The following is a 24,785-nucleotide window of genomic DNA, read 5'->3' on the forward strand; positions in this document are numbered from 1 at the left end:
TGGCGCGGGCATCCCTGTTTGCCGGAACCCTGCAATGACCCAAGCTGCTCCCCCGAACGCCGCGAATGCCGCGAGCGACACCCAGGAACTCTCCAAGAGCTTCGAACCTTCCGAGCTGGAATCCCGCTGGTACGCCGAGTGGGACAAGCGCGGGTATTTCAAGGCGGGCCAGCACGTAAAAACGGGGACCGAAAGCCAGCCCTACGTCATCCAGTTTCCGCCGCCCAACGTGACAGGCACGCTGCACATGGGCCACGCCTTCAACCAGACCATCATGGACGGCCTGGTCCGCTACCACCGGATGCGCGGCGACGACACCGTGTTCATCCCCGGCACCGACCACGCCGGCATCGCCACGCAGATCGTGGTTGAGAGACAACTGGACGCGCAAAAGGTTTCGCGCCACGACCTGGGCCGCGAGAAGTTCGTCGAGAAAGTCTGGGAATGGAAGGAAAAGTCGGGCAACGCCATTACCGGGCAGGTGCGCCGCCTGGGCGCCTCGGCCGACTGGCCGCGAGAGTACTTCACCATGGACGACCGCATGTCGCGCGGCGTGGTGGAAACCTTCGTGCGCCTGCATAAACAGGGCCTGATCTACCGCGGCAAGCGCTTGGTCAACTGGGACCCGAAGCTGCTGACGGCCGTATCCGACCTGGAAGTGGTGTCCGAGGAAACCGACGGCCACATGTGGCACATCCTCTACCCCTTCGTCGACGGCCCCCAGACCATCACCGACAAGGACGGCCAGACCGTCACGCTGCGCGGCCTGACCATCGCCACCACGCGCCCCGAGACCATGCTGGCCGACGGCGCCCTCTGCGTGCACCCTGAAGATCCGCGCTACAAGCACCTGGTCGGCAAGCTGGTCGAACTGCCGCTGTGCGACCGCAACATTCCCATCATCGCCGACGACTTCGTCGATCCTGAATTCGGCACGGGCTGCGTCAAGATCACCGGCGCCCACGACTTCAACGACTACGCCTGCGCGATGCGCCACGATCTGCCCATGATCGTGATCTTCACGCTGGATGCGCACATCAACGAAAACGGCCCCAAGCAGTTCCAGGGCATGGAGCGCTACGAGGCCCGCAAGGCCGTGGTGGCGCAGCTGGAGACCGAGGGCTATCTGGTCAAGGTCGAAGCGCACAAGATGATGCAGCCCAAGGGCGACCGCACCGGCGTCGTGCTGGAGCCGATGCTGACCGACCAGTGGTTCGTGGCAATGAGCAAGCCCGCACCCGAAGGCACGCTGAATCCGGGCAAGAGCATCACGGAAGTCGCGCTGGAAGTCGTGGCCGACGGCCGTATCCAGTTCTACCCGGACAACTGGACCACCATCTACAACCAGTGGCTGAACAACATCCAGGATTGGTGCATTTCGCGCCAGCTCTGGTGGGGCCACCAGATCCCGGCCTGGTACTCGGAAGACGGCCAGGTTTTCGTGGCGCACGACGAAGCCGACGCCACGGCCCAGGCCCGCGCGGCCGGCGTGACGGGCGAACTGAAGCGCGACCCGGACGTGCTGGACACCTGGTTCTCGTCGGGCCTGGTGCCCTTCACGACGCTGGGCTGGCCGGAAAACACCCCGGACCTGCAGCGCTATCTGCCGTCCAGCGTGCTGGTCACGGGCTTTGACATCATCTTCTTCTGGGTCGCCCGCATGGTCATGCTGACCACGCACCTGACCGGCCAGATCCCGTTCAAGCACGTGTACGTGCACGGCCTGATCCGCGACGCCGACGGCCAGAAGATGAGCAAGTCCAAGGGCAACACCCTGGACCCGGTGGATTTGATCGACGGCATCGACCTGGACGGCCTGGTGACCAAGCGCACCTATGGCCTGATGAATCCGAAGCAGGCCGGCGCCATCGAAAAAGCCACGCGCCGCCAGTACCCGGACGGCATCCCCGCCTTCGGCACGGATGCGCTGCGCTTCACAATGGCCGCCTACGCCACGCTGGGCCGCAACATCAACTTCGACCTGAAGCGCTGCGAGGGCTACCGCAACTTCTGCAACAAGCTGTGGAACGCCACGCGCTTCGTGCTGATGAACACCGAAGGCCACGACCTGACCGGCCCGGAAACTGGCGAAACGTCCTTCGTGGACCGCTGGATCGTCAGCCAGCTGCAGGCACTGGAAGCCGACGTCGCTCGCGGCTTTGCCGACTACCGCTTCGACAACATCGCCAATTCGCTCTACCGCTACGTATGGGACGAGTACTGCGACTGGTACCTGGAACTGGCCAAGGTCCAGATCCAGACCGGCACGCCGGCCCAACAGCTAGGCACGCGCCGCACGCTGATCCGCGTACTCGAAGGCGTGCTGCGCCTGGCGCACCCGATCATTCCGTTCATTACGGAAGAGCTGTGGCAGAAGGTGTCCGTGGCGGCCGGCAAGCGCAAGGAAGGCGTCGCGGACAGTGTCAGCGTCCAGCCCTACCCGCAAGCCAACCCGGCCGCGGTCGACACCGCCGCCGAAGCCGACGTGGCCGAACTGAAGGCCCAAGTCGAAGCCGTGCGCGCGTTGCGCGGCGAAATGAACCTGTCGCCGGCTCAGAAGGTGCCGCTGTGCGCCCAGGGCGACGCCCCCACCCTCAGCCGCAACGCGCCCTACCTGGCCGCGCTGGCCAAGCTCAGCCAGGTCGATGTGCTCGACGCCCTGCCCGATGCCGGCGCGCCGGTACAGGTCGTGGGCAACAGCCGCCTGATGCTGCACGTCGAAATCGACGTGGCGGCGGAACGCGTGCGCCTGGACAAGGAAATCGCGCGCCTGGAAGGCGAGATCGCCAAGGCCAACGGCAAGCTGTCGAACGCCAGCTTCGTCGAGCGCGCGCCGGCCGCCGTGGTCGAACAGGAAAAGGCGCGCATGGCGCAGTTCGGCGAAACCCTGCAAAAGGTGCGTGAACAGCGCGCCAAGCTGGGCAACTGAGCCATCCAGCCAGGCTGAAAGCAAAAAAACCCCGGACTTGGTTCCGGGGTTTTTCTTTGTCCGCCTCGACGGCGCTGGCCCCGCCTGCGGACACATCAAACGGATGCGGAAGGAATGCCGAGCCGAGGCTTCAGGAGGCCTTGGGCGGCTTGGGCCGGGACGGCCTGCGCCGCTTGACCGGCTCGGGCAAGGGCGTGCCGGCCAGTTCGGCCAGGAAGCGCTCGTCGGCCTGGGTCAACGCCCCTCTGGCGCGGGCCGCCTCGATCAGCTCGGGCCGCCGCGCAGTGGTGAGCTCCAGCGAACGCTCGCGCCGCCAGCGGGCGATGTTCGCGTGGTGCCCGCTAAGCAGGGGCGCCGGCACGGGCTCGCCTTCGTAGACTTCGGGACGCGTGTAATGCGGGCTGTCCAGCAGGCCGGACAGGGCATCGTTGAACGAGTCCTGCAAGGCCGACTCGCCATCATTGAGCACGCCGGGCAACAGCCGGACGGCGGCGTCGATCACGGCCAACGCGGCGATTTCACCGCCCGACAACACAAAGTCGCCCAGCGAGATTTCCTGCGTGACGCAGCGCGCGATAAAGCGCTGGTCCACGCCTTCGTAGCGGCCGCAAATGAGGATGATTCCCTCGCTTGCAGCCAAGGATTCGGCGCCCGCCTGATCGTAGCGCCGGCCGACCGGAGCCAGCAGCGCGACAGGGGCGCGGCCCAGGCCAAGCGCGGCGCGCGCTTGCTGGGCGGCATTGACGGCGGCTTCCAGAGGCCCCGCCATCATCACCATGCCGGGACCGCCGCCATAGGGGCGGTCGTCGACCGTGCGATGCACGTCCTGCGTGAAATCACGAGGATTCCATGCATGCAGGGACCACCGGCCCTGGGCATGCGCCCGGCCGGTGACACCCAGGTCCCGCACCACCCCGAACATTTCGGGAAAGAGCGTAACGACGTCGATTCGCATCAAAGATCCGTCGGCCAGTCGCTGTCTATGCGGCGAGCGGCCAGATCGACGGCGTGTATGTGCGCGCGCACGAACGGAACAAGCATTTCGGCGGGCCGGCCCTTGGCGTTCAGGACGGGCTCGGGACCTTCAGCCCCAACCCGTTGGCGCAAGACCCTCAAGACGGCATGAGCGCCGTTATCGAGGACCTCGTCGACCACGCCCAGCAGCGCAGGCTCACCGTTGGCGCTGGAGTACAACGCGCAACCGATGAGATCGACCCAGTAGTATTCGTCTTCCTCGGGCGCGGGGAACGATCCCCGCGGCGCCTGCACGGAACAACCGCGCAGGGCTTCGGCCTGATCGCGGTCTGCAATGCCCGCCAGCTGGGCCACCACGGTGGCGCCTTGCGAACGGGCTTGCACGACCTTGTACGAAACAGGCGCAGACGCGACAACGCCCCGCGCCAATTCAGGCACAGGGCGAGTCAACCACCATTGAGACGCTGAGAGCAGCACTTCGGCATTGGCCGAATGTGGCTGCACCTTAACCCAGCCTTTCACACCGTAGGCTGCACTGATGCGGCCCAGCTCGATCAAATCCGTCGGCGCCGCGTTGGAGGTTGCGGCATCAGACATGTATCGTGCTCTTGGTAGCTATGAAGCAGCTATGAATGGTAGCTCTTGAGCGCAGTAAAGCTCAGGGCCAGGCTACGACGCGGGCAATTAAGCCGCGGCGGAAACCTTGGCCGAGTAGTCTTTGACCAGACGCTCGACAGCGGGCGACAGTTGGGCGCCGTTGCTGGTCCAGTGTTGCACGCGATCCAGCGCAATGCGCAGGCTTTCCGTGCCCTCGGTAGCTACGGGGTTGTAGAAACCCACGCGCTCGATGAAACGGCCGTCGCGACGGTTACGCGAATCGGTGGCCACCAGGTTGTAAAACGGACGCTTCTTGGACCCACCGCGGGCCAGGCGAATCACCACCATAGGTAATCCCTTGAATTAGTTGTGAAAAACGGGAAATTCTAGCACTTAAACGAGCCTGCTGGCAAATCGGAGTGCTGAATCATGCGTAGCGGCGTGATTTGTATCCTAAAACACCACATCCGGGTATTCTACAAATCCGGGCCGGGGCCCGCCGCACCCCAAAGTGTAGCCGCCCAGCCGTTCTTGTGCCCGTCTTAGTGCGTCAGAACTCAGTGCGTGTGAAGAAAAAACCCGATTGAGGAGATCGGTTTTATGTCGACCTACGCAAGACCCCGCGCTTCGATCCTCCCGACCGCCTTCCCACGGCGCCGTCACCCAGCCCGTTTCAAGCCATCTCCCTGACGGCGGCCACACCGCTCGTTGCAGCCCCCTTTTTCCTGCGTATTTCCCCCAACTTCCTCTAACCGGAGGGTGTACCACCATGAAGAACCAGAAATCAGTCTTCGCCCCTGTTGCGCGCCTGGCCCTGGCAGGCTTGCTGGCGGGCACACTGGCCATGCCACTTGCGGCATCGGCCCGCGTCGTCGGCGCCGCGCTGACGACCGCCACCGGCAAGGTCACCGCTGTGGATCCGGCCACCCGGACCATCACGTTGCAGGGTGAAAACGGCAATACGGTGAACGTCCAGGCCGGCCCCGATATCCGCAACTTCCAGCAGATCAAGCCCGGCGACACGCTGACGCTGGACTATTACGAGTCGGTGGCGATCGATGTGCGCCCGGCCGGATCCGGCGCTCCCGAAGTCAAGACCGAATCCACCGCCACCCGCAGCGCCAAGGGCGCCATGCCTGCCGGTGCTGCCGGGCGCCAGACCACGATCACCGCCGAGATCTGGCACATCAACAAGAGCGCCAACCTGGTTACCTTGAAGGGTCCGCAAGGCGGCATGCGCACCATCCAGGTACAGGATCCGGCGCTGCAGGCCCGGCTCCAGCAACTGAAGGAAGGCGATCTGGTGGATTTCACCATCACCCAGGCAGTCGCAGCCGCCATCCACAAATAAGCGACGGCCCGGCAATGCAAAAGGCCCGCCATAGGCGGGCCTTTTGCATTTCGGCGCGGCCGGTGGACCGGTCAGCGCCGCCGCAGGAAATGCACCCCGCGGCCGTCGACTTCTTGTTGCGCGACCAGCACGTTGCCGGTCTGGCGGGAGAAAGCCTGGAAGTCGCGGATCGCGTTGCGATCCGTGGTGATGACGCGTAGCACCTCGCCGCTGGCCATCTGCGCCAATGCCTTCTTGGCGCGCAGGATAGGCAAGGGGCAGGTCAGGCCGCTGGCATCGACCTCCTGCTCGAAGGACGGCGCCTGGGCGCCACCCTCAAGGCTGGTATCCGCGCCACTCATCACAGACGCTCGTCCACCCACTTCTGCACGCTGGCAATCGCCGCAGGCAAGGCTGCCAGGTCGGTGCCGCCCCCCATGGCCATGTCGGGACGGCCGCCGCCCTTGCCGCCCACCTGGGCAGCGACGAAACCGACCAGGTCGCCGGCCTTGACGCGGCCGGTCAGGTCGGCGGTGACGCCGCCCACCACGCTGATCTTGCCGTCGGCCGAACCCGTGGCCAGCAGCACGACTGCAGGCTTCAGGCGGTCCTTCAGGTTGTCGACCATGCCGCGCAAGGCCTTGGGATCCACGTCGCCAATGCTGGCGGCCAGGACCTTGATGCCCTTGACCTCGACCGCGGCGCTGGTCGCCAGGTCATTGCCGGCGCTGGCGGCAAGCTTGTTGCGTGACTGCTCCAGATCCTTCTCGAGGATCTTGACCTGCTCCTGCACCTGCGCGATACGCGCCGGCAGGTCCGCCGGCGTGGTGCGCAGCATGCCCGCGACCTGGGTCAGCAAGGCGTTCTGGTTCTGCACCCAGGCCAGCGCGTTGTCGCCGGTAATGGCTTCGACGCGGCGCACGCCCGCGGCCACGCCGCCTTCGGACACGATCTTGAACAGACCGATGTCACCCGTGCGGCTGACGTGCGTGCCGCCGCAGAGTTCGCGCGAGAAGCCGATGTCGAGCACGCGGACCGTATCGCCGTATTTTTCGCCGAACAGCGCCATGGCGCCGCCCTTGACCGCATCGTCATAGCCCATGACCTGCGCCACCGTGGGCTGGTTGGCCAGGATCTCTGCATTGACGATGGCCTCGACGCGAGCGATCTGCTCGGCCGTCAGCGGCGCATCCTGGGCGAAGTCGAAGCGGGTCTTGTCGGGATCCACCAGCGAGCCGCGCTGCTGCACGTGCGCGCCCAGCACCTGGCGCAGGGCCTTGTGCATGAGGTGGGTGGCGGAGTGGTTGCGCACCGTGCGGGCGCGGCGGACCGCGTCCACGCGCGCCAACAGCGTATCGCCGACGGACAGCGTGCCGGATTCCAGCTCGCCGTGGTGGCCGAAAACGCCGGCCTGGATCTTCAGGGTGTCGGCCACGGCGAAACGCACGCCATCGGCTTCCAGCAGGCCGGTATCGCCGACCTGGCCGCCCGACTCCGCGTAAAACGGGGTAGCGTCCAGCACGACGACCGCGCTCTGGCCAGCCTTGACCTGCTGGACCTGCGTGCCATCGACGTACAGAGCCGTGACCTTGACGCCATCCAGCTCCAGCTTTTCGTAACCTTCAAAGCGCGTGTCGGCGCCTTCGTAGCTCAGGCCTTCCGCCATCTTGAACTTGCCGGCGGCACGCGCCTGGTCGCGCTGGCGCTCCATGGCGACTTCGAAGCCGGCCATGTCCACGTCCACTTCGCGTTCGCGGCAGATGTCGGCCGTGAGGTCCACGGGGAAGCCGTATGTGTCGTACAGAGTGAACAGGGTCGTGCCGTCCAGCTGGCCGCCCTTGGGCACATTGGCCAAGGCGGAGTCCAGGATGCGCATGCCGTGTTCCAGCGTTTCGCCGAAGCGCTCTTCTTCCTGCTTGAGCACCTGGGCGACGCGCTCGGCCGTGGCCGCCAGTTCCGGATAGGCTTCGCCCATTTCGGCGACCAGGTCCGGCACCAGGCGGTGGAAGAACGGCTTGGTCTGGCCCAGCTTGTAGCCATGACGCAAGGCGCGGCGCACGATGCGGCGCAGCACATAGCCACGGCCTTCGTTGCTGGGAATCACGCCGTCCACAATCAGGAACGAGCAGGCGCGGATGTGGTCGGCGATGACCTTGAGCGAGTTGTCTTCCAGGTTCTTGATGCCGGTCTCGCGCGCGGCGGCGGCGATCAGGTGCTGGAACAGATCGATTTCGTAGTTGGAATGCACGCCCTGCAGCACGGCGGCGATGCGTTCCAGGCCCATGCCGGTATCGACACAGGGACGCGGCAGGCGCGGCATGTTGCCGGCGGCGTCGCGCTCGAACTGCATGAACACCAGGTTCCAGATCTCGATGTAGCGGTCGCCGTCTTCTTCCGGCGATCCCGGGGGGCCGCCCCAGATTTCGGGACCGTGGTCATAGAAGATTTCCGAGCACGGGCCGCAAGGACCGGTGTCTGCCATCTGCCAGAAGTTGTCCGAGGCGTAGCGCGCGCCCTTGTTGTCGCCGATGCGGATGATGCGCTCGGCCGGCACCCCGACTTCCTTGGCCCAGATGTCGTAGGCCTCGTCGTCTTCCTGGTACACCGTGACCCAGAGCTTCTCGGCGGGCAGCTTATAGACCTGCGTCAGCAGTTCCCAGGCGTACTGGATGGCGTCGCGCTTGAAATAGTCGCCGAAGCTGAAGTTGCCCAGCATTTCGAAGAACGTGTGGTGACGGGCGGTGTAGCCCACGTTCTCCAGGTCGTTGTGCTTGCCGCCGGCGCGCACGCTGCGCTGCGACGAAGTGGCACGCGTATAGGACCGCGATTCCTTGCCCGTGAAGACGTCCTTGAACTGGACCATGCCCGAATTGGTGAAGAGCAGGGTCGGGTCGTTGCCGGGGACGAGCGACGACGAAGGAACAATGGTGTGTCCCTTGGACTTGAAGAATTGCAGAAACTGCTGGCGAATCTCGGAGGATTTCATCGTGGATGAAGCAGAATTTAGGCGAATTTTTGATTATAGAGGGTTGGCGCCCCCCCCGGGGAAGGAGACCCCGCCGCGGCTTCAGCGGACGCAGACGTAGCCGGTTGTCCAGCCTTCCGTCTCGGTCCATTTACCGCCTGCCGAGACGATCACGGCCGCGTATCCGGCGGGGCACGAGCAAGCGCCAGTACGGGGATTCGCCGTGGATATTCCGCTGTAATGGTAACAACCCAGGGGAGAGTTCAGGCTATATGCCCCGCCGAAGCCGCCGCTTGCCGGCCCCCAGACCTGGGACTGGCATGTCAACAGTTCTCCCTGCTCCGAAGTAGCCATGGCGCCGTTGGCCAGGCCGCAGGGCTGCCCCGCGCCTGCGCGGGCGCCCACGCTGAGATATGAACCGACCTGCGCCGAAGACGCGACTGTCAGCTCGCCCTGCAGTTGCGGATCCCGCGTGTCCCGGATCTTGACGTAGCGGTCCATGTCCGGCGCCGCGGCGCCGGCTCCGGCCCACAAGGCGAGCGTACCCGGCGCATAGGCTGTCCCGCCCGGCGCAAGGGGATTGGTGAAACTGAACGCCGCGCCGCGCGCCAGGCTTGGCGCCGTCGGCCATACCGCTCCGCCATAGCCGCCAGCGGCATCGATGACGGCTGCGATCCCGGTCAGGTCTACAGATTGCGTCCCTTTTTTCATCAGCGGCGTGGAGCTATACACCAGCCCGTCCATGCGACAGCGTTCGCCCGGACATGCAGGCGAGCGGACGATCCGGATCTGCGCGGAGAAGCCCATGGCGGAACGATCGGGAAAATCGGCGGGCAGCAGCCCCAGGCCACGCAACTCGCCCACGGCGGGCGCAAGAGGGTCCGCGAACAGCAGAACGCCGTCCTCGCCGCGCGGCGCCTCCCCCGTGGCGAGGATGGCGGAATGGCGCGCCAGCACCTCAACCACCGCCAGGCGGATCTGGGTCAGCCACACCCCCGTCGAACGCGCCGCGGCGTCTTCGATCCGCTGCACCATCTGGCCGGATGCCCAGATCGCGGTCATGGCGCTCAAGGCCAGCGCCACCGTCAGGCCCGGCAAGGTGTACCCGTGCTGCCCTGGTCGAGCAAGAAATGTTCGCAGCGATGCCATCATGAAACGCCCCGGCCGGTTCATTTTGCGACGAACACGAAGGTATTGACGTCGCCCGAGTTGCATTGGGCCTGGGCCTGGGCCGCCCGATAAGGCACGCTGGGCGTCGCGAACGCATCCTTCACGACCCTGAGGCCGCCTCCCCCTCCCCCGATCGAAATGGTTTCGGACATCCGTTGCAGCACCGAAGCCAGCGCCGGGCAGGCGGCATGGCTGACGTTGGTCAGCGTGATGGAAAACGCCGAGCCCTGCCCCGCGCTGCCGAACGACGTCGCGGCCACCTGCACCACGCCATTGCCGCCCACGCCGCTGCCGCCCAACCCATGGGCGACGCTGGCCGCGTTTCCTGAACCCTGGATGGCCAGGACGCTGGACTCGCGCAAGGCGTTGGCCATGGCGCCTGTGTCCAGGCCGGCATAGGGCGTAACCCCGCCGCCCTGCGCATTGGTCTTCATGCTGGCGATGAAGCGCTGCAATTCCTCGCCCACCTTGGGCACTTTGTTTTCGATCACGTAAGCGCCTATCGCCGGTATGCCGACGATCGCGATCAGCAAGACGATGGCGGTGACGATGGACACTTCCATCAACGAAAAACCCCGCTGCCAGGCTGCGCGGGATGGGTATGCGTGGACATGGAGCATGATTGCTTTCCTCGTGAAATGAAGCGTGCGCGCGGAGTTGCGCCGCACGCACGGCGCCACCCTATTGGCTGGCATAGAAATTGGTCAGGCCCTGGCGCAATTCGTCGATCGCGCCGTAATGCCACAGCGTTATGCCCAGCACGGCCGCCACGGACGCAAGCAACAGGGACCAGCGCAATGCGGACGCCTGACGCCGCACCCGCGCCAGCAGGCTCAGCTCGATGCGCTGGCGCACCTGCGCAAGTCCCGCCTCCATGCCCAGGGCGTCCATCATGTCGGCCATGTACCACCAGGTATCCTGGTCGAGCAGGCCGGTGCCGAAGATATCGGGCCCTGTCTGGCCAGCGTCGATCCGGCCCAGCATGTCCAGCAGATGCCCGTGCAGCCATGGAGCGGCATGCCGCGCCTGCACGGCCAGGGCGCGCCGCAAGCGGGTATCGGCCGCGCCGTGCTGCCTGACCAGCACAGCCAGCAGGGCAAGAAATCGGATGGCCTGGAAATCCCGGTGGAGCCGCCACAGCAGCCAGCGGTCGAGCCGCGCCCGCAGCGCACCGGTGTACTGCGGCAGCGACCACAGGCTCAGCCAGGCCAGCCCCAGCAACAGCACCAGCCATAAGACAAGCCACTGCCGCAGCCCCTGCGCCAGCGCAAACAGGGCGCGGGTCAACCGGCCATAGTCTTCCGCGGGTACCGCCTGGAACACCTGCTGCAAACGCGGCACGCTGAAATAGGGAATCGCGCACAGCAAGGCAAAGGCCACGGCGGCGGCGGCCACGCCCGCGGCGGCCGCCGAAACCAGCGCCAGCCACGCGTCCCCGGCCAGGCGCACGGCGCGCGCCAGGTCGCGCAGCGCCGCCGGCAAATCGCCGCCCTCTTCCTGCACGCAGACCAACAGCAGGCATTCGCTGGATGGCAAGGTGTCCGACCAGGCCGCGCCCAGATCGCCGCCGGCCTCCAGATAGGCATCCGCCCAGTGCCTGGACAAGCGGCCGCGAACGGTATCGGGTCCGTAGCGCCGCGCGTCGTCCTCAAAGACGTCGCGCAGGTTCTTGCGCCCTTGGGTCCCTTCGACCAAATCCGCCAGATATTCGTAATAGTCAGCGCGCCCCCGGCGAAAGCGCCAAGCATCCAGGCGCAGCAGCGCACGGCCGCCGGATCCGCGCCAGGACGACTCCCACAAAGCCGGCTCAGCCATGAGTGCCCTCGCCTAGCCCGGCGCCCCGCCCTGGCAACGCCGCCGGCAGATCGAAGCGGCGCAGCAAGGAGCGCGGATCGATCTCTCCGCGGCTGACCTTGTACAGCGCGCAATCCAGCGCCTGCGCGCCGCGCGCGGCCTCGCTGCGCCAGCCCCCCGGACCAGCCGCCTGGGACTGCTGCTTCAGCATGACGTTGTCACGCGCGCGCACCCGCTCCAGGAAGCCGTCCGCGCTTTCAGGCTCCACCATCTCGGCCGCGACACTGCGGCCCGCCGTTCCATTCAGTTCCGGCAGTTGCGGCCGCCGGCAAGCGGGGCACCCAGCCGCATTCCTGACCTTGAGCGTGGCAGTTTCCAGCAGGTACTCCTGCTCCATCCGCCGCAACCAGGCTTGCCAATCGACCTCCGTCTGGGCCTTTGCTCGTCCGGACCACAGACTGTCGGCAGGCAAGGCGCAATGCGGGCACAGGCGCGGCAACAGGGTCTGGTAGACGAGCAGCTTGAGGACGCCGGGCGTCGCCAGGAAATCGCGCGACACGCCGATCGCGTCGGACGCCAGGCGTTCGGGAATCAACACGGCGCTGGCGGCGTGGGTCGTGGTGTACAGGCTGACGCCCGAGCCGGCCAGGTCCATGAACGCGCGTCCGGTATCGACGTCCCGGATTTCGCCGATGAGCAGATCGTTCATCGCGGAGCGCTTGATGGTCTTGAGCTTGGCGTCGAACGCCGGCCAGGCCGACTCGGCCAGCGCACCGCCCAGCGTGTTCTGCAAGGCATTGTCGATGACGTATTCGACCGGGTCCTCCAGCGTGATGATCTTGCGGCTGGGCGCGATGCCGCGCATCAGCGTCGCGATGGTGGTCGACTTGCCGGAACCGACCACCCCCGCCAGCACGATGGCGCCGCCCTCGCGTTCACGCGCCCGCATCAGCGTTTCAACCTGCGCGGGCAGATAGCCCAGCGCGATCAGGTCGGCATCGGCGCTTGCGTCCAGCCGCAAGATGCGCAGGCAGACGGAAGGCCCGGCGTCGGTCGCCAAGGACGCCCAGCGCAGCACGATGGGCGCGCCGTCTACGTCTAGCGCGATGCGCCCCTGCTGTTCCAGCGCCGGGTCGAACACCGCGCCGTTGCCGCCCCTGACATCCATCCAGGCCACCGCCAGGACTTCCAGCAATGTTGCGTTGGACAGACCGGTGAAGCGTCCGGCGCCAACATATTCGCCGCCTATGGTGTAGCGGATGTCGCAGGCTGCGCGCCGCCGGTTGACGTTGATGTGCACGTCGCTCGCCCCCTGCGCCACGCCCCAGCGCACGATGTCCAGGAACAACGCGGCCAGGGCCGAGGCGCGCTCTTCCTGGCGCTCGCGGCCGCGCCGCTCCAGCCGGGGCGCGACCCATTGGCCTCGCGCGATCATCAGCAGCAAGGGCGCCGGCAACTGATAGCGCGGCACCTGCGCCAAGCGGTATCCCTGCGCCTTCACCATGCGTTCGACCTCGTCGATCTGGTCCCCCAGCGTGTAGTCCTGCACCGCGAACACGGCGACCTCGCCGCTTTCGAGCAGCACGGGACACAGCCTGCCCGCCAGCGCGGCGAGGTCGAAGTCGCGCCCCAAGGCCCGGGCGACGGCGGGTTGCAGGTGGGCGACGTCTTCGGGCGTGCGCAGTTCGGGCGCGCGCCACGCCGCCGGGACGGGCAACAAGACAGGCTTGGTCATGGCTGCGCCTTCCCTGCGTCGAGGCAGGCCGTGCGCTCGACGTCGTCCCGGCGCAGGCGCACGCAAGCGTCGTCGATGGCCAGCAGCTGATAGGAGTGCGCCGCCACGGTCCCCGCCACGGGTTCGCCGCGCCCAGCCCGGTAGCGCAGCACCGCGCCATTGACGGCGAGGTCGACGCTCAGGCGCCGGGTCGAGCCGAATATGGCCACTACGCGGATATCGTCCGAAGCCCGCGCGGAAGGCTGCTTGGCAACTCCGGCCTCGGTTGCCGGCTGGCACAGGCCCGGAACGCGGCAGTCCGCCAGGGCGGCTGCGGCATCCGCGCGCAGCAAGGTGCGGACGGTTTCGGCCTCAGGCCATGCCCGGGGCTCCGCGGTGGGTGGCGGGGCAAGCGGCGGCTCCACGGAGGACTGCGCGGCAAGCTGGCTGCGGGCCGCCGGAATCAGCGCCGCGCATAAGGCCAGGCCCAGGACGAGCCTGCCCGAGGATTCCCGGCGTACGGCGCCGGGCCTATTCGTGCTCATAGAGTTCTCCCTGTAATTCGGCGACCAGCGTGCTTGCCGCGAGGCTGGGCCGCGGTTGCGGTTGGATGTCCAGCGACAGGCGGGCCCATCTGGCCGCATGGATCGCGCCGGGCAATAGCGCGAACGAACGCAGCGGTCCGCGCAGGATGATGGACCGGCGGCGTATGGCCGGGCGCGCGGGATACGCGACCGCGGCCTGATTGGCCACGGGCGGGACCGGCGCGGAAGGCAACGGAGGGGGAGGCAACGTCAGCGGCACGGCCGCCGCGAGCGAGATGGAAGCGAACGCGGGACGCATGCGCTGCAAAGCCGCGACCTGCACGGTATCGACCTGCAAGGCAGCGGGCAGCGACACATCGGCCAACCGCTCCTGCCTGGACTCCACGCGCCAGGACAAGGTGGCTTCCTCAAGAGGCTGGAACGACAGCTGCCAACCTGGCGGCAGCAACGCATGCAACACGTCGTTGGCCGCAAGAGGGTGCGCCCTGACGTAGGACGCGGAGCAAGTCCAAGCCTGATCCCCGGCCAGGCAGCGTGCACGGCCGAGCGCCCATCCACGCACCTGTATGGGCAGCATGCCCAGGCTTGCGAGCAGGCGCGTCAACTCGGACGGCGCATGCGTCGCGGTGTTTCGCAGCAAGACCAGATAGGGATCCTGCTGTTGCGGCAGGTCCGCGTCGCCGGCCTGCGCCGGCGCTTGGCGTCCTGACAGCGATGTCACCACGGTGTTCCACAGCGTTGGCGCAACCGCGGCCAACCCCAAGCAGACCAGGAACAGCCGGAATGCCAGCGGCAGCTCGCCCCAACGCGTAGGCAGCGCGACCAGCCGGGCTGCGGATTCCGCGCCCTGCAACAGGGCGGCCCAGGCTTCGTCGGCATCTTGCGCAGGCAATGCCGGCCATTGCGCGCGCAAATGCGCCTGTTCTCGCAGGGCGTCATCCAGCGACGCGAACACGCGGTCCGTTTGCGACAGCACGGTACCGCGCTGCGCGGCCACCAGCCAGTGACCGCCATCCGGCAGCCGGATCAGGCTGTGGCCGCCTTCCGGATACAGCAAGGCGTACAACTGGGCGGCAGCCAGGAAGTGCGTCTGCCTGCGGCCCGCGCGCGGCGCGCGGCGCCACGAGGAGCGCAAGCGGCCAAAGCCGGCCACCGCCGCCGGCGCCCCGCCGACGACATAGTGGCTGGCCCGCAATCGGCGTCCGCGCGAGCGCGCCAAGGCCGGCACGTTGGAGCCGATCAGCGCGAACCAGCGCAAGCCGAATGCCAGCGTGCGCCCGGCGCCGGGCAGTTCGAGCAGCAAGGCCTGCGGCAGCCGTTCCATGCCTAGTACCCTTCCTCGACCTGCGCCGTCACCAGCATCAGGGTCGTCGTGCGCTCCGACGCGACACTGTCCTGGCCGCCCGTGAGCAGCGGCAATCCGGGCGCGAGCCGCTGGCGGTCATGCTGGTCCTGGATGCGGTCGAAACCGGAAACGATGATGGGCTGGCCGGGACGCAGTTCTAACTGCTGCACCGTGCCGTTGCCGTCGATGGTGACTTGCTGGACCTGGACCTGATTGCCGCGTTCCCCGAACGTGATGGTCTTCAAAGGTTGCGCCACAGCGTTGTCATAGGCGAGAGACAACAGGATCTGGCCGTCCTCCTGGATATCCGGCAGCAGCGTCAGGAACGAGCCGACGGTTTCTTCCTTCTGGCTGATGGATACCGCGGGCAGCGAGCCGTTGGCGCCTCCCGCCGTGACGCCGGGGACCGCGGTGCTCTGCACCCGGTCGATGTAGGTGAATGTGGTTCTGACCGCGTGGGTGACGGGGCGGCGGTTCAAGGTCAGGACTGGGACCTTGTTGTGCCGCACGACGGCCCCCATGGTGCTGAGCGCGGAGACGATGGCTTGCGTGCCCTGGAATGGCCCCCGTCCCATGGCAGTTTCCAGGCTGCTGCCGCCTGCCGCGGCGCCAGGCAGCGCCAGCCGGGCCGTCGCTCCGGCGGCGGCGTAGACGATGTTCCAGTCTATGCCGCCGGACGAGGCGTCGTGCGCGACGACCGTGATTTCCTCGACCACCAGCCGGACCCGGCGGGTCAGCGCCCTGTTTTCGCGTTCGAGATAGCGGGCAACGCGCTCCAGCGCCTCGGGCGTATCCGTGATGACGATCGAGGTGGCGCCCTCCACTGCGTCGGCCACCACGCCGGAACGGGTCAGGAACGGCGCGATATTGGCGCGCAGGATCGCCAGCGCGTCGTGCTGCCCCGCCGACAGCGACGTGCTGGACGTGCTTTCAAAACCCTCGCCCTCTGCGTTGCCCTGGCGTCCGAGGCGAACATCCACCTTGCTGGCAAGCGATAGCGCCCGCAAATCGAACACACGGGTTTCGGTGCGGTAGAACTCGAGCGCATTGTGCTCATAGCGCCAATGCACCGAAAAGCGGGCCGCAAGCGCGTCCAGCAGATCCGCCAGAGGCTGGCCGTCGGCGCGGATCTCCAGGCTGGCCGGCGCCGGCACGGACAAGGCGCCGTTGGCCGCCAGCCGGGGCAGAAACAGTTCCAGCGGCAGCAAGGCGTCGGGCTGTACCCGCACCGCGATGCCGGTCGCGGCCGTCAGGCGCTGCGCCACGGCGGGCAGGTCGGCGTCGTCCGCCAGCATCAAGGTGGTTCGCAGGTTCTCGCGCAAGGCCGGCGGCAGCAGGACTTCGCGCGCCAGGGGCTGGGGCTTGCCGGCGAGCCATGGCGCGGCGACCTCCTGCGCCGCCACGCGCGCGGCGCGGTCTGACAAGCCATCGGCGAACGCCTGGTGGCTGGCTGCAACCTTCGCATGGCGTTCGCCCGCGGCGCGGCGCTGGTCAGTGACCTGCTGCGATACGGCGCAACCGCCCAGCACCCCGGAGACCGCGACGCAGATGAACAGATGGCGCGTCATGCCGCGGTCCCTCCCGATGGCGCCGCGCGCATGCAGGATTGCGCCAGCGGCACGACGCGCAGCACCCGGTTGCCGTAGAAGCATGGTTGCAAGGGCTTTTCGGCGAGCTCGGTGGCGCCCAGCAATCCGCGCACGGCCGCCTTGAAATCCCCGCCGAACTCGGCCGTTGCCGACAGGGGGATGTCCACGTCCACGGCCCAATGTTGCGGCTGGAAGGTCCAGCCCGCCAGGCCCGCCCAGCGCGCCAGGACCGCGCGCAGCGTGGCATCCGGGGGAGCAGCCCGATAGACGGGCTGCGATGCGGGCTGCGGCGGCGCAGCCGTGGACGCTGCCATGCTGGCAGACGCGCCGCCGCCCCTGGACGACGTCGCAACCTCGGCGGAATCCGCCGTCTGCCGCAGGACCGTGCCTGACGCCGCGCCAGATCTGGAAGCGGCGAGAATGGCCGGCTCGGACTGGGAACCGGCGTCGATTGCCGCGCCGGACAGGGATCCCGCACCGATTGCCCGCGCGGGCTTGGAGCGCGCGTCGAGCGCCTGCGCGCCGTCCGCCTCCGCCACTGCCTGCAAGCGCTGCGCCCTTGCCGTCAGCCGCCCGCCGCGGAACAGCAGCCCGTTCCATCCGCCAGCCAGCACGACATAGGGGTCCCGCCTGACATATGGCAAGGCGCGTTCGCCATCGCTGCCCACGCCGAAAATCGCGGGCAGCATCTGGCCTGGCGCGAACTGCAACCAGGTCTCCTTGCCGTCGTCGAACACCTGCATGGGCGCCACTGCGGGATCGCCCGACAATTGCCAGTCGAAGCGGAAGCTTGGCGAAGCCTGCCGCGAGGCCGACCACGCAGACTGGGCCGAGCCTTTGCCAGGCCCGGAGCAGGCCCCCAGGCAGGACAGCCCTGCCGCCAGGAAGAAGAATCGAACCATGCCTCACCGCAAGCAAAAGGCGCACCGGAAGCGATACGCGTGAGAGGCATGGTGGCTGAGCGGCCAGCGCGTCGCCAGACTGGCATGTACGCAGGGATGGTTTGATCCTGCCGCGACGGGACAAAAAAAAACCCGGTCCGCGGACCGGGTTTTGCAGGCTGGAGCGCGTCTGCGCCCTGGCCTATCAGCGTTGTGCGGCGATGCTGCGCGCCTGCGAGGCAGCGTTGTTCAGCGCTGCGACCGGCGGCACCTTGCCTTCGAAGGCATCGTTGAGCTGCTGGTTCAGCACCGGCTCGATGCGGTCGTAGTTGGCCATGCGGAAACCGCGGCTGTTCGCGTTGGGCTGGGCGCGCATGGAGGTGATCAGCGCCTGGATGCCCGGGATGCGGTTATAGAACGACACGTCCGAGGCGCGGAACGCCGCTTCCGTCAACGGCAGGTAACCGGTGCGCTGGTGCCATTCCGCCGCGATGACCGGCTTGGACAGCCAGGCCAGGAACTGCGCGGTAGCCTTATCCTCGGCCTGGGGATGGCCGCCCAGCGCCCACAGCGCCGAGCCGCTCACGAACGGCTTGCCGCCATCGTTGGTGACCTGGTCGTAGTAAGGCAGCGGCGCCACGCCGAAGGACAAGGACTTGGTGTTGATGAACTGGCCGAACGCACCGCTATTGGCGGTCAGCACCGAACATTCACCCTTGGCGAACAGCTTGTCGCTGGCGTTGTCGGCCGAATGCGCCGTGAACAGCAGCGAACGCTTCCAGCTCACCATCAGCGAGATGTGGCGCATGTAGAGCGTGTCGAACTGCATGGCCGCGGCGGCCGACTTCTTGGTGACCGCGTCCAGCCCGTTGTTGTTGCTGGTGAATTGCTGGTTGTTGATCGGCGCCAGGTTTTCCAGGTGGACGGTGACCTGGTCGCTGGAAGCGTACGGGCAATCGATGTCGGCCACGTCGCGCAGCTTCAGCAGCTCGGCCTGCAGGCCGGTCCAGGTGCGGGCGGGCTTGTTGGGATCGAGGCCGGCCTTCTTGTAGGCGGCGGTGTTGTAGAACATCACCGGCACTTCGGCCATCCAGGGGAAGGCCAGCAGGCGGCCCTTGCTGTCGCGCGTGAAGCTGCTGGTTGCCGGCACGAACCAGTTCAGGTCCTTGATCGGATACTTGGCCAGCAGTTCGTACATCGGCAGCACAGCCTTGTGCTGGGCGACGACTTCAGGCGAATGGTTGTCCGTCAGCTGCAGCAGGTTCGGGGCCTTCTTGGCCTTGACCGCCGCAACGGCTTCCTGTTCCAGCGCGCTGGACGTAGGGAAGGCGCGCAGCGTCACGCTGACCTGGTCCTGCTCCTTGTTGTATTGCTTGGCGAGCTTTTCGAACTCGGCCTTGTTTGCGTCGGTCAGCGTGTGCCAGACCTGGATCTCGACCGCGGCGGCATTCGCCGCACCGGCCATCGCCATGGCGGCGCCGAACAACCATGCGCGCCGGCTGGCGAACATCGCGCGGGCAATGCCCGTCAATTGCAGATTCTTCATAGGTTCACAGACCAAGAAAAGGGAATTCCGGTTCCGGCCGTCTGCCGCTGAGCAGATCGGCCAGTGCCCGGCCCGAGCCAACGCCCATCGTCCAGCCCAGCGTACCGTGTCCTGTGTTGATGTACAGGTTGGGGATACGGCTGCGGCCGATGATGGGCACGTTAGAAGGAGTGGACGGGCGCAGGCCCGACCAGTAGCTGACGCGCTCGAAATCGAGCGCATCGGGGAAAAGTTCGCGCGCCAGGCGGGTCATGGCTTCGCAACGTCCGGTGTTCAAGCTGCGCGAATAGCCCGACAGCTCCGCGGTCCCCGCCATGCGCAGGCGGTCTCCCAGACGCGAGAAAACGACCTTGTGGCTGCTGTCGGTCAGGCTGACCGTGGGCGTGGCCTGCGGATTGATCACCGGGAACGTGGCCGAATAGCCCTTGGCCGGATAGACATTGCAGGGAATGCCCAGCGGACGCAGCAGGTAGGGACTGAAACTGCCCATCGCCACGACGTAGGCGTCCGCCGACACCGTGCCGTAGCGGCCGTCGGGTTCGATGATTTCCACGCCCTGCACCGTGCCGCCCGCGGTCAGCAGGCGCGTGGCGCGGGTGCTGTAGCGGAATTCGACGCCGGCCCGGGCGCAGCGCTCGGCCAGGGCCGCGGTGAACAGGTGCACGTCGCCGCTTTCGTCCTCGGGCGTGTAGTCGCCTCCGACGATGGTCTGGCGGTGCGGCGCCAGGGCGGGCTCGATCGTGATGACCTCGTCCGCGGAAACCACGCGGCGTTCCACGCCGAAATCGCGCATGAGGCCCGCGGCCCGCTGCGAATTCTCGAATTCGTGCGGGTCACGGTAGAAATTCAGGATGCCGCGCTCGAGGTGGTCGTATTCGATGCCGAGCTCGGCGCGCATGCCGCGCAGGGTGGCGCGGCTGTATTCGGCCATGCGGACCATGGCGCGGATATTGGGAGCAAGGCGGCCGGGCATGCATTCGCGCAGGAAGGCCAGGCCCCACATCCATTGCCGCCAATCCAGTTGCGGCCGGAACAGCAGCGGAGCGTTGTCCTGGAACATCCATTTGAGCAGCTTGAGCGGCGCTTGCGGATTGGCCCAGGGTTCGGCGTAGGACACCGATATCTGGGCGCCGTTGGCCAGGCTGGTTTCCTGGGCGGGACCGGTGCAGCGATCTATGACCACGACGTCATGGCCGGCCTGGTTCAGCCACCAGGCGCTGGAGATTCCAATGATGCCGCTACCCAATACCGCTACTTTCATGCCCGCATTGCTCCTTGCGTGCCAGCTCGGTTCGCGGACCCGATGTCCGCGCGCCATGGCAAGCTGCTGCCACGGCAGTTTACCCCGGCGATTTGCCCGCGCCTACGGGTAAAAAAGGGGCGGAAGTCACAAACCTTTCCAGGCCCGCGCCTTCCCCCCCATTGCGTTCATGCCCTGTTACTCAAGGCTAAGGCGCGGCCTTGGCCAGGTCGGCCTCGGACGTGAAGGCGTCCGCATAGAATTCTTCCGGCGGCAGCCCGTTCTGGGCGCTGAATTCGCGCCTGGCGGCATCCACCATCAGCGGCGTGCCACAGGCATAGACCTGATGGCCCGACATATCCGCGATGTCCTGCATCACGGCTTCATGGACGAAGCCGGTGCGCCCGCTCCAGCCGTCTTCCTGCAGAGCGTTGGAAATCACGGGCACGTAGCGGAAATCGGGCAACTGGCCCGCCCACGATTGCGCCAGCGAGTCCATGTAGAGGTCGCGCGGGCGGCGGCCGCCCCAGTACAGCGCGACGGGACGGTTGATGCCCTTGTGGATCATGTGCTCGACGATGGCCTTGACCGGCGCGAAGCCGGTGCCGCTGGCCAGCAGCACGACTGGCTTGTCGCTGTCTTCGCGCAGGAAGAAGGAGCCGAACGGCCCTTCCAGGCGCAGGATCTCGCGCTCTTTCATCTGCGTGTCGCCGGCGCCGAACACGTGGTCGGTGAACACGCCGCCCGGCATATGACGGATATGCAGTTCCAGCGGGCTGCCGGTGTGCGGCGCTCCGGCCATCGAATAGCTGCGCCGGCGGCCGTCCTTCAGGATGACTTCGATGTACTGGCCGGCGTAGTAGCGGAACTGCTCGGACGCGGGCAATTGCAGCTTGATCACGGTGACGTCAGGCGCCACGCGCTCCAGCGCCTGCACGCGCGACGGCAGCTTGCGGATCTGGATGTCGCTGGCGAGCCGGACTTCGGTGGATTCGACCACCATGTCGGATTCGGGCCGGGCCTGGCAGAACAGCGTGTAGCCGTTTGCCAGTTCCTCGGGCGAGAGAATCTGCGCGGGGTATTGCCCCGCGTTGAACTCCCCGGACACCACCCGGCCCTTGCAGGTGGAGCAGGCGCCATTGCGGCAGCTGTAAGGCAGGACGATGCCCGCGGCCAGCGCGGCGTCAAGCACCGTCTGGCCGGGTTCGGCCGGAAATTGGTGCTGGCTGGGTTGGATGATGACCTGGAAGCTCATGGGATGAAACGGTTCAGGGTTGACGGAGCGCCGCGCCGGCCGGCGTGGCCGGGGAAGCGCCCCGCCCGGCCCGGCCTCAGGCCGGGAACTTGCGGATTTCCTTGACGCGGTTGGCGTCGTCCACCAGGACCACCTGCGGCTTGTGCGCGGCCGAGTCGGCTTCGGACATGGGACCGTAAGTGCAGATGATCAGCAGATCGCCGACCTGGGCGCGGCGCGCGGCGGCGCCGTTCAAGGAAATGGCGCCGCTGCCGCGGGCCGCCTTGATGATGTAGGTGTCGAAGCGTTCGCCGTTGGTGACGTTGTAGAGTTCGATGCGTTCGAACTCGCGCATGCCGGCAGCGTCCAGCAGGTCCTCGTCGATGCCACAAGATCCTTCGTAATGAAGGTCGGCTTCGGTGACCGTGACGCGGTGGAGCTTTGCCCGCAGCATGATGCGTTGCATGATGAATATCCTGGTTTCGCGGCCCGGAACGCGAAGTGTTGCTAGAGTTGATGCCCGGCACCCGGTTTTGCCGTCAGAAGCCGGTATTCTATAATTTTTGCCGCAGCGGGACGGCCCGCTGCCGCGCGCGGCCACGGGGCCGTCGTGCTTTTTCCGGGGACGGCCCCTATTGCCGGCGACTGGCCGGCAACGCAAGCATAGGAGCCGTCATGACCTGGATCATCCTGGTTCTCGCAGGCCTGTTCGAAATCGTCTGGGCCGTAGGCCTGAAATACACCCACGGATTCACCCGCTTCTGGCCATCGGCGATCACCGCCGGCGGCATGGCCATCAGCGTCTGGCTGCTGGCGGTGGCGATGAAATCGCTGCCTCTGGGCACGGCCTATGCGGTCTGGGTGGGCATCGGCACGATCGGCGCCTTCGTGGCCGGCATCGTGCTGTTCGGTGAATCGACCAGCTGGATGCGCATCGCCAGCGTGGCCCTCATCGTGCTCGGCCTGGTCGGCCTGAAGCTGTCCTCGGCCTGAGGCCCCGGCGGCGGGGCCCGCGGATCAGAAGTCCAGTTCTATCTCGACCTCGTCGCCAACCTTCAGGCGCGCCCCTGCGGGCGCATCCAGGATGGCGTTCTGGCCAAACACCACGCCGATCTCCAGATTGCGGTAGCCCGCCAGCGTGCGGCCGGGCTCGTCGTACCGCCGGGCGGTGCGCTGATCGATGTCGGGGATCGAGCAGCGGGTACAGGGCTTGACGAACGCCATCCTGACGCCCGCCGCCGTGATCATGGCGGTATGGTCTTCCTCGAAGGCCTCCCATTCGCCCTCGACCACGATATTGGGCCGGAAGCGGTCCATCGGCACCGGCGCCACGCCCTTGGCCTGCAGCCGGGCATTCAGATCGTCCAGCGAGGCCTGGTTGGCCACCAGCAGCGGAAAGCCGTCGGCAAAACCGAAGCAGTGCTGTCCGGCGAACGGCTCCGCCAGGTCGGGATGCGCATCCACCCAGCGCGACACCCAGTCGGGCTTGGCGTTGCGTTGCGCGGACGCATCCACCTTGTACAGGCGGCACGGCGTCTTCAGGAAATCGGAGAACCACTGCCCGGCCGCCGCGCTTTCGCGCTGGCCGGAGGTGGTGTCGCTCCAGACGGCCACGGACTCGGCCCCCGGTTCCAGTCCCGAGCCGTCCAGCTCAATATCAAGATCGGGCATGCCGGGCGCGGACAGGCGCAGCGTGTCCGCGGTGAGCGCGGTGCGGATCAGGGCCATGGCGGGCCATTGCCGCTGCGTCATGAACTTGCCGTCGGCGTCGATCAGCATCCAGCGGCGGTCATGGGCCAGGCCCGCGCGGTCGATGGGCGATTCGCCCAGGTCTATGCCCGCGCAGGATTTGATCGGATAGATATGCAAGCTGAGTATGCGGGCGGACATGGCAACCTGGGTTTCAACATGGCGAAGTGCGCAGAGGATAGCAGAGACCCAGCAGAGACCCGCGAAAAAAAGCCCAGGCGATGCCTGGGCTTTTGCATGGGCGCGGCGGGCTCAGCCGCCGACCAGCTTCAGGGCGTCCAGCGGCGTCACCGCCTTGAACCCCTTGCGCGTCGCGATGTGCTCGGGACGCGGCGTCAGCCCGTACTTGGGCGGGTTCAAGGTGTTCTCCATGCTGTTGTAGACGGTAAACACATTGGCGCGCGGCCACGGCGAGATATTGCTGTTGGAACCGTGCATCGTGTTGCAGTCGAAGAACACCACGGAACCGGCCTTGGCCGTCATGGTGCGGATGCCGCCCTGCTCCACCAGCAGCTGCAAGCTGACCGGATCCGGCACGCCGTATTCCTGTTTCTTCAGCGACTGCTTGTAGTGGTCATTGGGCGTTTCGCCCACGCACGAGATGAACTGGCGATGCGATCCGGGCACCAGCATCAAGGGGCCGTTGCACTCGTTGTTGTCGGTCAGCAGCACCGAGCAGCTGAGCGCGCGCATCGCCGGCATGCCGTCTTCGACATGCCAGGTCTCGAAGTCGGAGTGCCAGTAGAACTCCTTGCCCTTGAAGCCAGGCTTCATGTTGGCGCGCGACTGGTGGATGTACACCTCGGACCCGAGGATCTGCCGCGCCACGTTGACCAGGCGGGGATCGCGCATCAGGCGCGCCAGGACGGGATTGAGCACGTGCACCATGAAGATGGAGCGCACCGCATTGCTGCCCGGCTCGGTGATGGCTTCTTCGCGGCGAACGATCGACGGGTCGCGCGTCATGCGCTCGACCTCGCCGGACAGCGCGCGGATCTCGTCATCCGAGAACAGGTTTTCCAGCAGGATGAAGCCGTCGCGCTCGTATTGCTCGACCTGACCGGCATCCAGCGCGCTGGCGTACTGGCCATTTTCATAGACCACCGGATCCTGGCGGGCAATGATGGCGGAACTTCGATCCGTACGGGAGGCGTACGGATCCTGTGCAGGTGAGATCATGCG

General features: G+C 66.7%; 22 protein-coding genes. 3 read left to right on the plus strand and 19 right to left on the minus strand.

Going from position 1 to position 24,785, the window contains the following annotated elements; translation table 11 throughout:
• Positions 1-34 precede the first annotated feature (34 nt).
• Positions 35-2,929, plus strand: coding sequence for a valine--tRNA ligase (locus HWY37_RS30505; protein WP_175207424.1), 2,895 nt, complete (start codon positions 35-37; stop codon positions 2,927-2,929).
• Positions 2,930-3,059: 130 nt separating this feature from the next.
• Here the strand turns inward: HWY37_RS30505 and trmD are convergent, their stop codons facing one another.
• The 3 genes from trmD to rpsP form a co-directional block, all read right to left on the minus strand.
• Positions 3,060-3,884: a tRNA (guanosine(37)-N1)-methyltransferase TrmD gene (trmD, locus tag HWY37_RS30510; RefSeq protein ID WP_175207425.1), complete on the minus strand. Its 825-nt coding sequence runs from the start codon at positions 3,882-3,884 to the stop codon at positions 3,060-3,062.
• Positions 3,884-4,501 (minus strand): ribosome maturation factor RimM, encoded by a 618-nt coding sequence (rimM, locus tag HWY37_RS30515; RefSeq protein WP_175207426.1) that lies wholly within the window; start codon positions 4,499-4,501, stop codon positions 3,884-3,886. Before rimM ends, trmD begins: the two co-directional genes overlap by 1 nt.
• An 87-nt stretch (positions 4,502-4,588) precedes the next feature.
• The gene (gene rpsP / locus HWY37_RS30520; protein ID WP_175207427.1) at positions 4,589-4,849 is read right to left on the minus strand and encodes a 30S ribosomal protein S16; all 261 of its coding nucleotides are present in this window, start codon (positions 4,847-4,849) and stop codon (positions 4,589-4,591) included.
• Between the two features lie 421 nt (positions 4,850-5,270).
• Between rpsP and HWY37_RS30525 the strand changes: the two genes are divergently transcribed.
• Positions 5,271-5,852, plus strand: a complete 582-nt coding sequence (locus tag HWY37_RS30525) for a hypothetical protein (protein ID WP_175207428.1) — start codon at positions 5,271-5,273, stop codon at positions 5,850-5,852.
• Positions 5,853-5,923: 71 nt separating this feature from the next.
• Here HWY37_RS30525 and HWY37_RS30530 read toward each other — a convergent pair whose 3' ends face one another.
• From HWY37_RS30530 to panD, 14 genes are all read right to left on the minus strand, one after another.
• Complete coding sequence (locus tag HWY37_RS30530) at positions 5,924-6,193, minus strand: sulfurtransferase TusA family protein (protein WP_175207429.1); 270 nt, start codon at positions 6,191-6,193, stop codon at positions 5,924-5,926.
• Positions 6,193-8,817: an alanine--tRNA ligase gene (alaS, locus tag HWY37_RS30535; protein WP_175207430.1), complete on the minus strand. Its 2,625-nt coding sequence runs from the start codon at positions 8,815-8,817 to the stop codon at positions 6,193-6,195. The genes HWY37_RS30530 and alaS overlap by 1 nt, the downstream gene beginning before the upstream one ends.
• A gap of 81 nt (positions 8,818-8,898) precedes the next feature.
• Positions 8,899-9,948, minus strand: coding sequence for a prepilin (locus HWY37_RS30540; protein ID WP_175207457.1), 1,050 nt, complete (start codon positions 9,946-9,948; stop codon positions 8,899-8,901).
• A gap of 17 nt (positions 9,949-9,965) precedes the next feature.
• Positions 9,966-10,586: a type 4 pilus major pilin gene (locus HWY37_RS30545; protein WP_175207431.1), complete on the minus strand. Its 621-nt coding sequence runs from the start codon at positions 10,584-10,586 to the stop codon at positions 9,966-9,968.
• A 61-nt stretch (positions 10,587-10,647) separates the two neighbouring features.
• The gene (locus HWY37_RS30550; protein ID WP_176090532.1) at positions 10,648-11,781 is read right to left on the minus strand and encodes a general secretion pathway protein; all 1,134 of its coding nucleotides are present in this window, start codon (positions 11,779-11,781) and stop codon (positions 10,648-10,650) included.
• Entirely contained in the window at positions 11,774-13,495 is a 1,722-nt protein-coding gene (locus HWY37_RS30555) for an ATPase, T2SS/T4P/T4SS family (protein WP_176090533.1), read from the minus strand. The genes HWY37_RS30550 and HWY37_RS30555 overlap by 8 nt, the downstream gene beginning before the upstream one ends.
• Positions 13,492-14,019 (minus strand): hypothetical protein, encoded by a 528-nt coding sequence (locus HWY37_RS30560; RefSeq protein WP_176090534.1) that lies wholly within the window; start codon positions 14,017-14,019, stop codon positions 13,492-13,494. The genes HWY37_RS30555 and HWY37_RS30560 overlap by 4 nt, the downstream gene beginning before the upstream one ends.
• Positions 14,006-15,343 carry a hypothetical protein gene (locus HWY37_RS30565; RefSeq protein WP_246302450.1) on the minus strand — a complete coding sequence of 446 codons (1,338 nt, stop codon included), beginning with the start codon at positions 15,341-15,343 and terminating at the stop codon, positions 14,006-14,008. The genes HWY37_RS30560 and HWY37_RS30565 overlap by 14 nt, the downstream gene beginning before the upstream one ends.
• 2 nt (positions 15,344-15,345) lie before the next feature.
• On the minus strand, positions 15,346-16,932 hold the full coding sequence (locus HWY37_RS30570) for a hypothetical protein (protein ID WP_175207435.1): 1,587 nt from the start codon (positions 16,930-16,932) through the stop codon (positions 15,346-15,348).
• A complete protein-coding gene (locus HWY37_RS30575; RefSeq protein WP_175207436.1) occupies positions 16,929-17,855 on the minus strand; it encodes a TrbG/VirB9 family P-type conjugative transfer protein in 927 nt (308 codons plus the stop codon). Before HWY37_RS30575 ends, HWY37_RS30570 begins: the two co-directional genes overlap by 4 nt.
• 184 nt (positions 17,856-18,039) lie before the next feature.
• Entirely contained in the window at positions 18,040-19,380 is a 1,341-nt protein-coding gene (locus HWY37_RS30580; protein WP_175207437.1) for an extracellular solute-binding protein, read from the minus strand.
• A gap of 4 nt (positions 19,381-19,384) precedes the next feature.
• Positions 19,385-20,641 carry a D-amino acid dehydrogenase gene (locus HWY37_RS30585; RefSeq protein WP_175207438.1) on the minus strand — a complete coding sequence of 419 codons (1,257 nt, stop codon included), beginning with the start codon at positions 20,639-20,641 and terminating at the stop codon, positions 19,385-19,387.
• A 187-nt stretch (positions 20,642-20,828) separates the two neighbouring features.
• Positions 20,829-21,875: a CDP-6-deoxy-delta-3,4-glucoseen reductase gene (locus HWY37_RS30590; protein WP_175207439.1), complete on the minus strand. Its 1,047-nt coding sequence runs from the start codon at positions 21,873-21,875 to the stop codon at positions 20,829-20,831.
• A gap of 76 nt (positions 21,876-21,951) precedes the next feature.
• Positions 21,952-22,320 (minus strand): aspartate 1-decarboxylase, encoded by a 369-nt coding sequence (gene panD / locus HWY37_RS30595; RefSeq protein WP_062681977.1) that lies wholly within the window; start codon positions 22,318-22,320, stop codon positions 21,952-21,954.
• Positions 22,321-22,529: 209 nt separating this feature from the next.
• Here panD and sugE point away from each other — a divergent pair, with 209 nt between their 5' ends.
• Complete coding sequence (gene sugE / locus HWY37_RS30600) at positions 22,530-22,847, plus strand: quaternary ammonium compound efflux SMR transporter SugE (RefSeq protein WP_013392803.1); 318 nt, start codon at positions 22,530-22,532, stop codon at positions 22,845-22,847.
• 24 nt (positions 22,848-22,871) lie between these two features.
• Here the strand turns inward: sugE and HWY37_RS30605 are convergent, their stop codons facing one another.
• Both HWY37_RS30605 and thpD read right to left on the minus strand, forming a co-directional pair.
• A complete protein-coding gene (locus tag HWY37_RS30605) occupies positions 22,872-23,744 on the minus strand; it encodes an MOSC domain-containing protein (RefSeq protein ID WP_176090535.1) in 873 nt (290 codons plus the stop codon).
• Between the two features lie 111 nt (positions 23,745-23,855).
• Positions 23,856-24,782, minus strand: coding sequence for an ectoine hydroxylase (gene thpD / locus HWY37_RS30610; protein WP_175207441.1), 927 nt, complete (start codon positions 24,780-24,782; stop codon positions 23,856-23,858).
• Positions 24,783-24,785 lie beyond the last annotated feature (3 nt).

Origin of the sequence: Achromobacter anxifer (assembly GCF_903652925.1) — a bacterium.
Classification (GTDB): Bacteria; Pseudomonadota; Gammaproteobacteria; order Burkholderiales; family Burkholderiaceae_B; genus Achromobacter; species Achromobacter anxifer.

Excerpts from the sequence above, each read along its gene's own strand:
- thpD (WP_175207441.1), bottom strand. The coding sequence starts at position 24,782 with ATGATCTCACCTGCACAGGATCCGTACGCCTCCCGTACGGATCGAAGT.
- HWY37_RS30530 (WP_175207429.1), bottom strand. The coding sequence starts at position 6,193 with ATGAGTGGCGCGGATACCAGCCTTGAGGGTGGCGCCCAGGCGCCGTCC.
- HWY37_RS30590 (WP_175207439.1), bottom strand. The coding sequence starts at position 21,875 with ATGAGCTTCCAGGTCATCATCCAACCCAGCCAGCACCAATTTCCGGCC.
- rpsP (WP_175207427.1), bottom strand. The coding sequence starts at position 4,849 with ATGGTGGTGATTCGCCTGGCCCGCGGTGGGTCCAAGAAGCGTCCGTTT.
- HWY37_RS30550 (WP_176090532.1), bottom strand. The coding sequence starts at position 11,781 with ATGGCTGAGCCGGCTTTGTGGGAGTCGTCCTGGCGCGGATCCGGCGGC.
- HWY37_RS30580 (WP_175207437.1), bottom strand. The coding sequence starts at position 19,380 with ATGAAGAATCTGCAATTGACGGGCATTGCCCGCGCGATGTTCGCCAGC.
- HWY37_RS30575 (WP_175207436.1), bottom strand. The coding sequence starts at position 17,855 with ATGGTTCGATTCTTCTTCCTGGCGGCAGGGCTGTCCTGCCTGGGGGCC.
- panD (WP_062681977.1), bottom strand. The coding sequence starts at position 22,320 with ATGCAACGCATCATGCTGCGGGCAAAGCTCCACCGCGTCACGGTCACC.
- HWY37_RS30605 (WP_176090535.1), bottom strand. The coding sequence starts at position 23,744 with ATGTCCGCCCGCATACTCAGCTTGCATATCTATCCGATCAAATCCTGC.
- HWY37_RS30555 (WP_176090533.1), bottom strand. The coding sequence starts at position 13,495 with ATGACCAAGCCTGTCTTGTTGCCCGTCCCGGCGGCGTGGCGCGCGCCC.
- HWY37_RS30560 (WP_176090534.1), bottom strand. The coding sequence starts at position 14,019 with ATGAGCACGAATAGGCCCGGCGCCGTACGCCGGGAATCCTCGGGCAGG.
- trmD (WP_175207425.1), bottom strand. The coding sequence starts at position 3,884 with ATGCGAATCGACGTCGTTACGCTCTTTCCCGAAATGTTCGGGGTGGTG.
- alaS (WP_175207430.1), bottom strand. The coding sequence starts at position 8,817 with ATGAAATCCTCCGAGATTCGCCAGCAGTTTCTGCAATTCTTCAAGTCC.
- HWY37_RS30505 (WP_175207424.1), top strand. The coding sequence starts at position 35 with ATGACCCAAGCTGCTCCCCCGAACGCCGCGAATGCCGCGAGCGACACC.
- HWY37_RS30585 (WP_175207438.1), bottom strand. The coding sequence starts at position 20,641 with ATGAAAGTAGCGGTATTGGGTAGCGGCATCATTGGAATCTCCAGCGCC.
- sugE (WP_013392803.1), top strand. The coding sequence starts at position 22,530 with ATGACCTGGATCATCCTGGTTCTCGCAGGCCTGTTCGAAATCGTCTGG.
- HWY37_RS30565 (WP_246302450.1), bottom strand. The coding sequence starts at position 15,343 with ATGGAACGGCTGCCGCAGGCCTTGCTGCTCGAACTGCCCGGCGCCGGG.
- HWY37_RS30545 (WP_175207431.1), bottom strand. The coding sequence starts at position 10,586 with ATGCTCCATGTCCACGCATACCCATCCCGCGCAGCCTGGCAGCGGGGT.
- rimM (WP_175207426.1), bottom strand. The coding sequence starts at position 4,501 with ATGTCTGATGCCGCAACCTCCAACGCGGCGCCGACGGATTTGATCGAG.
- HWY37_RS30570 (WP_175207435.1), bottom strand. The coding sequence starts at position 16,932 with ATGACGCGCCATCTGTTCATCTGCGTCGCGGTCTCCGGGGTGCTGGGC.
- HWY37_RS30525 (WP_175207428.1), top strand. The coding sequence starts at position 5,271 with ATGAAGAACCAGAAATCAGTCTTCGCCCCTGTTGCGCGCCTGGCCCTG.
- HWY37_RS30540 (WP_175207457.1), bottom strand. The coding sequence starts at position 9,948 with ATGATGGCATCGCTGCGAACATTTCTTGCTCGACCAGGGCAGCACGGG.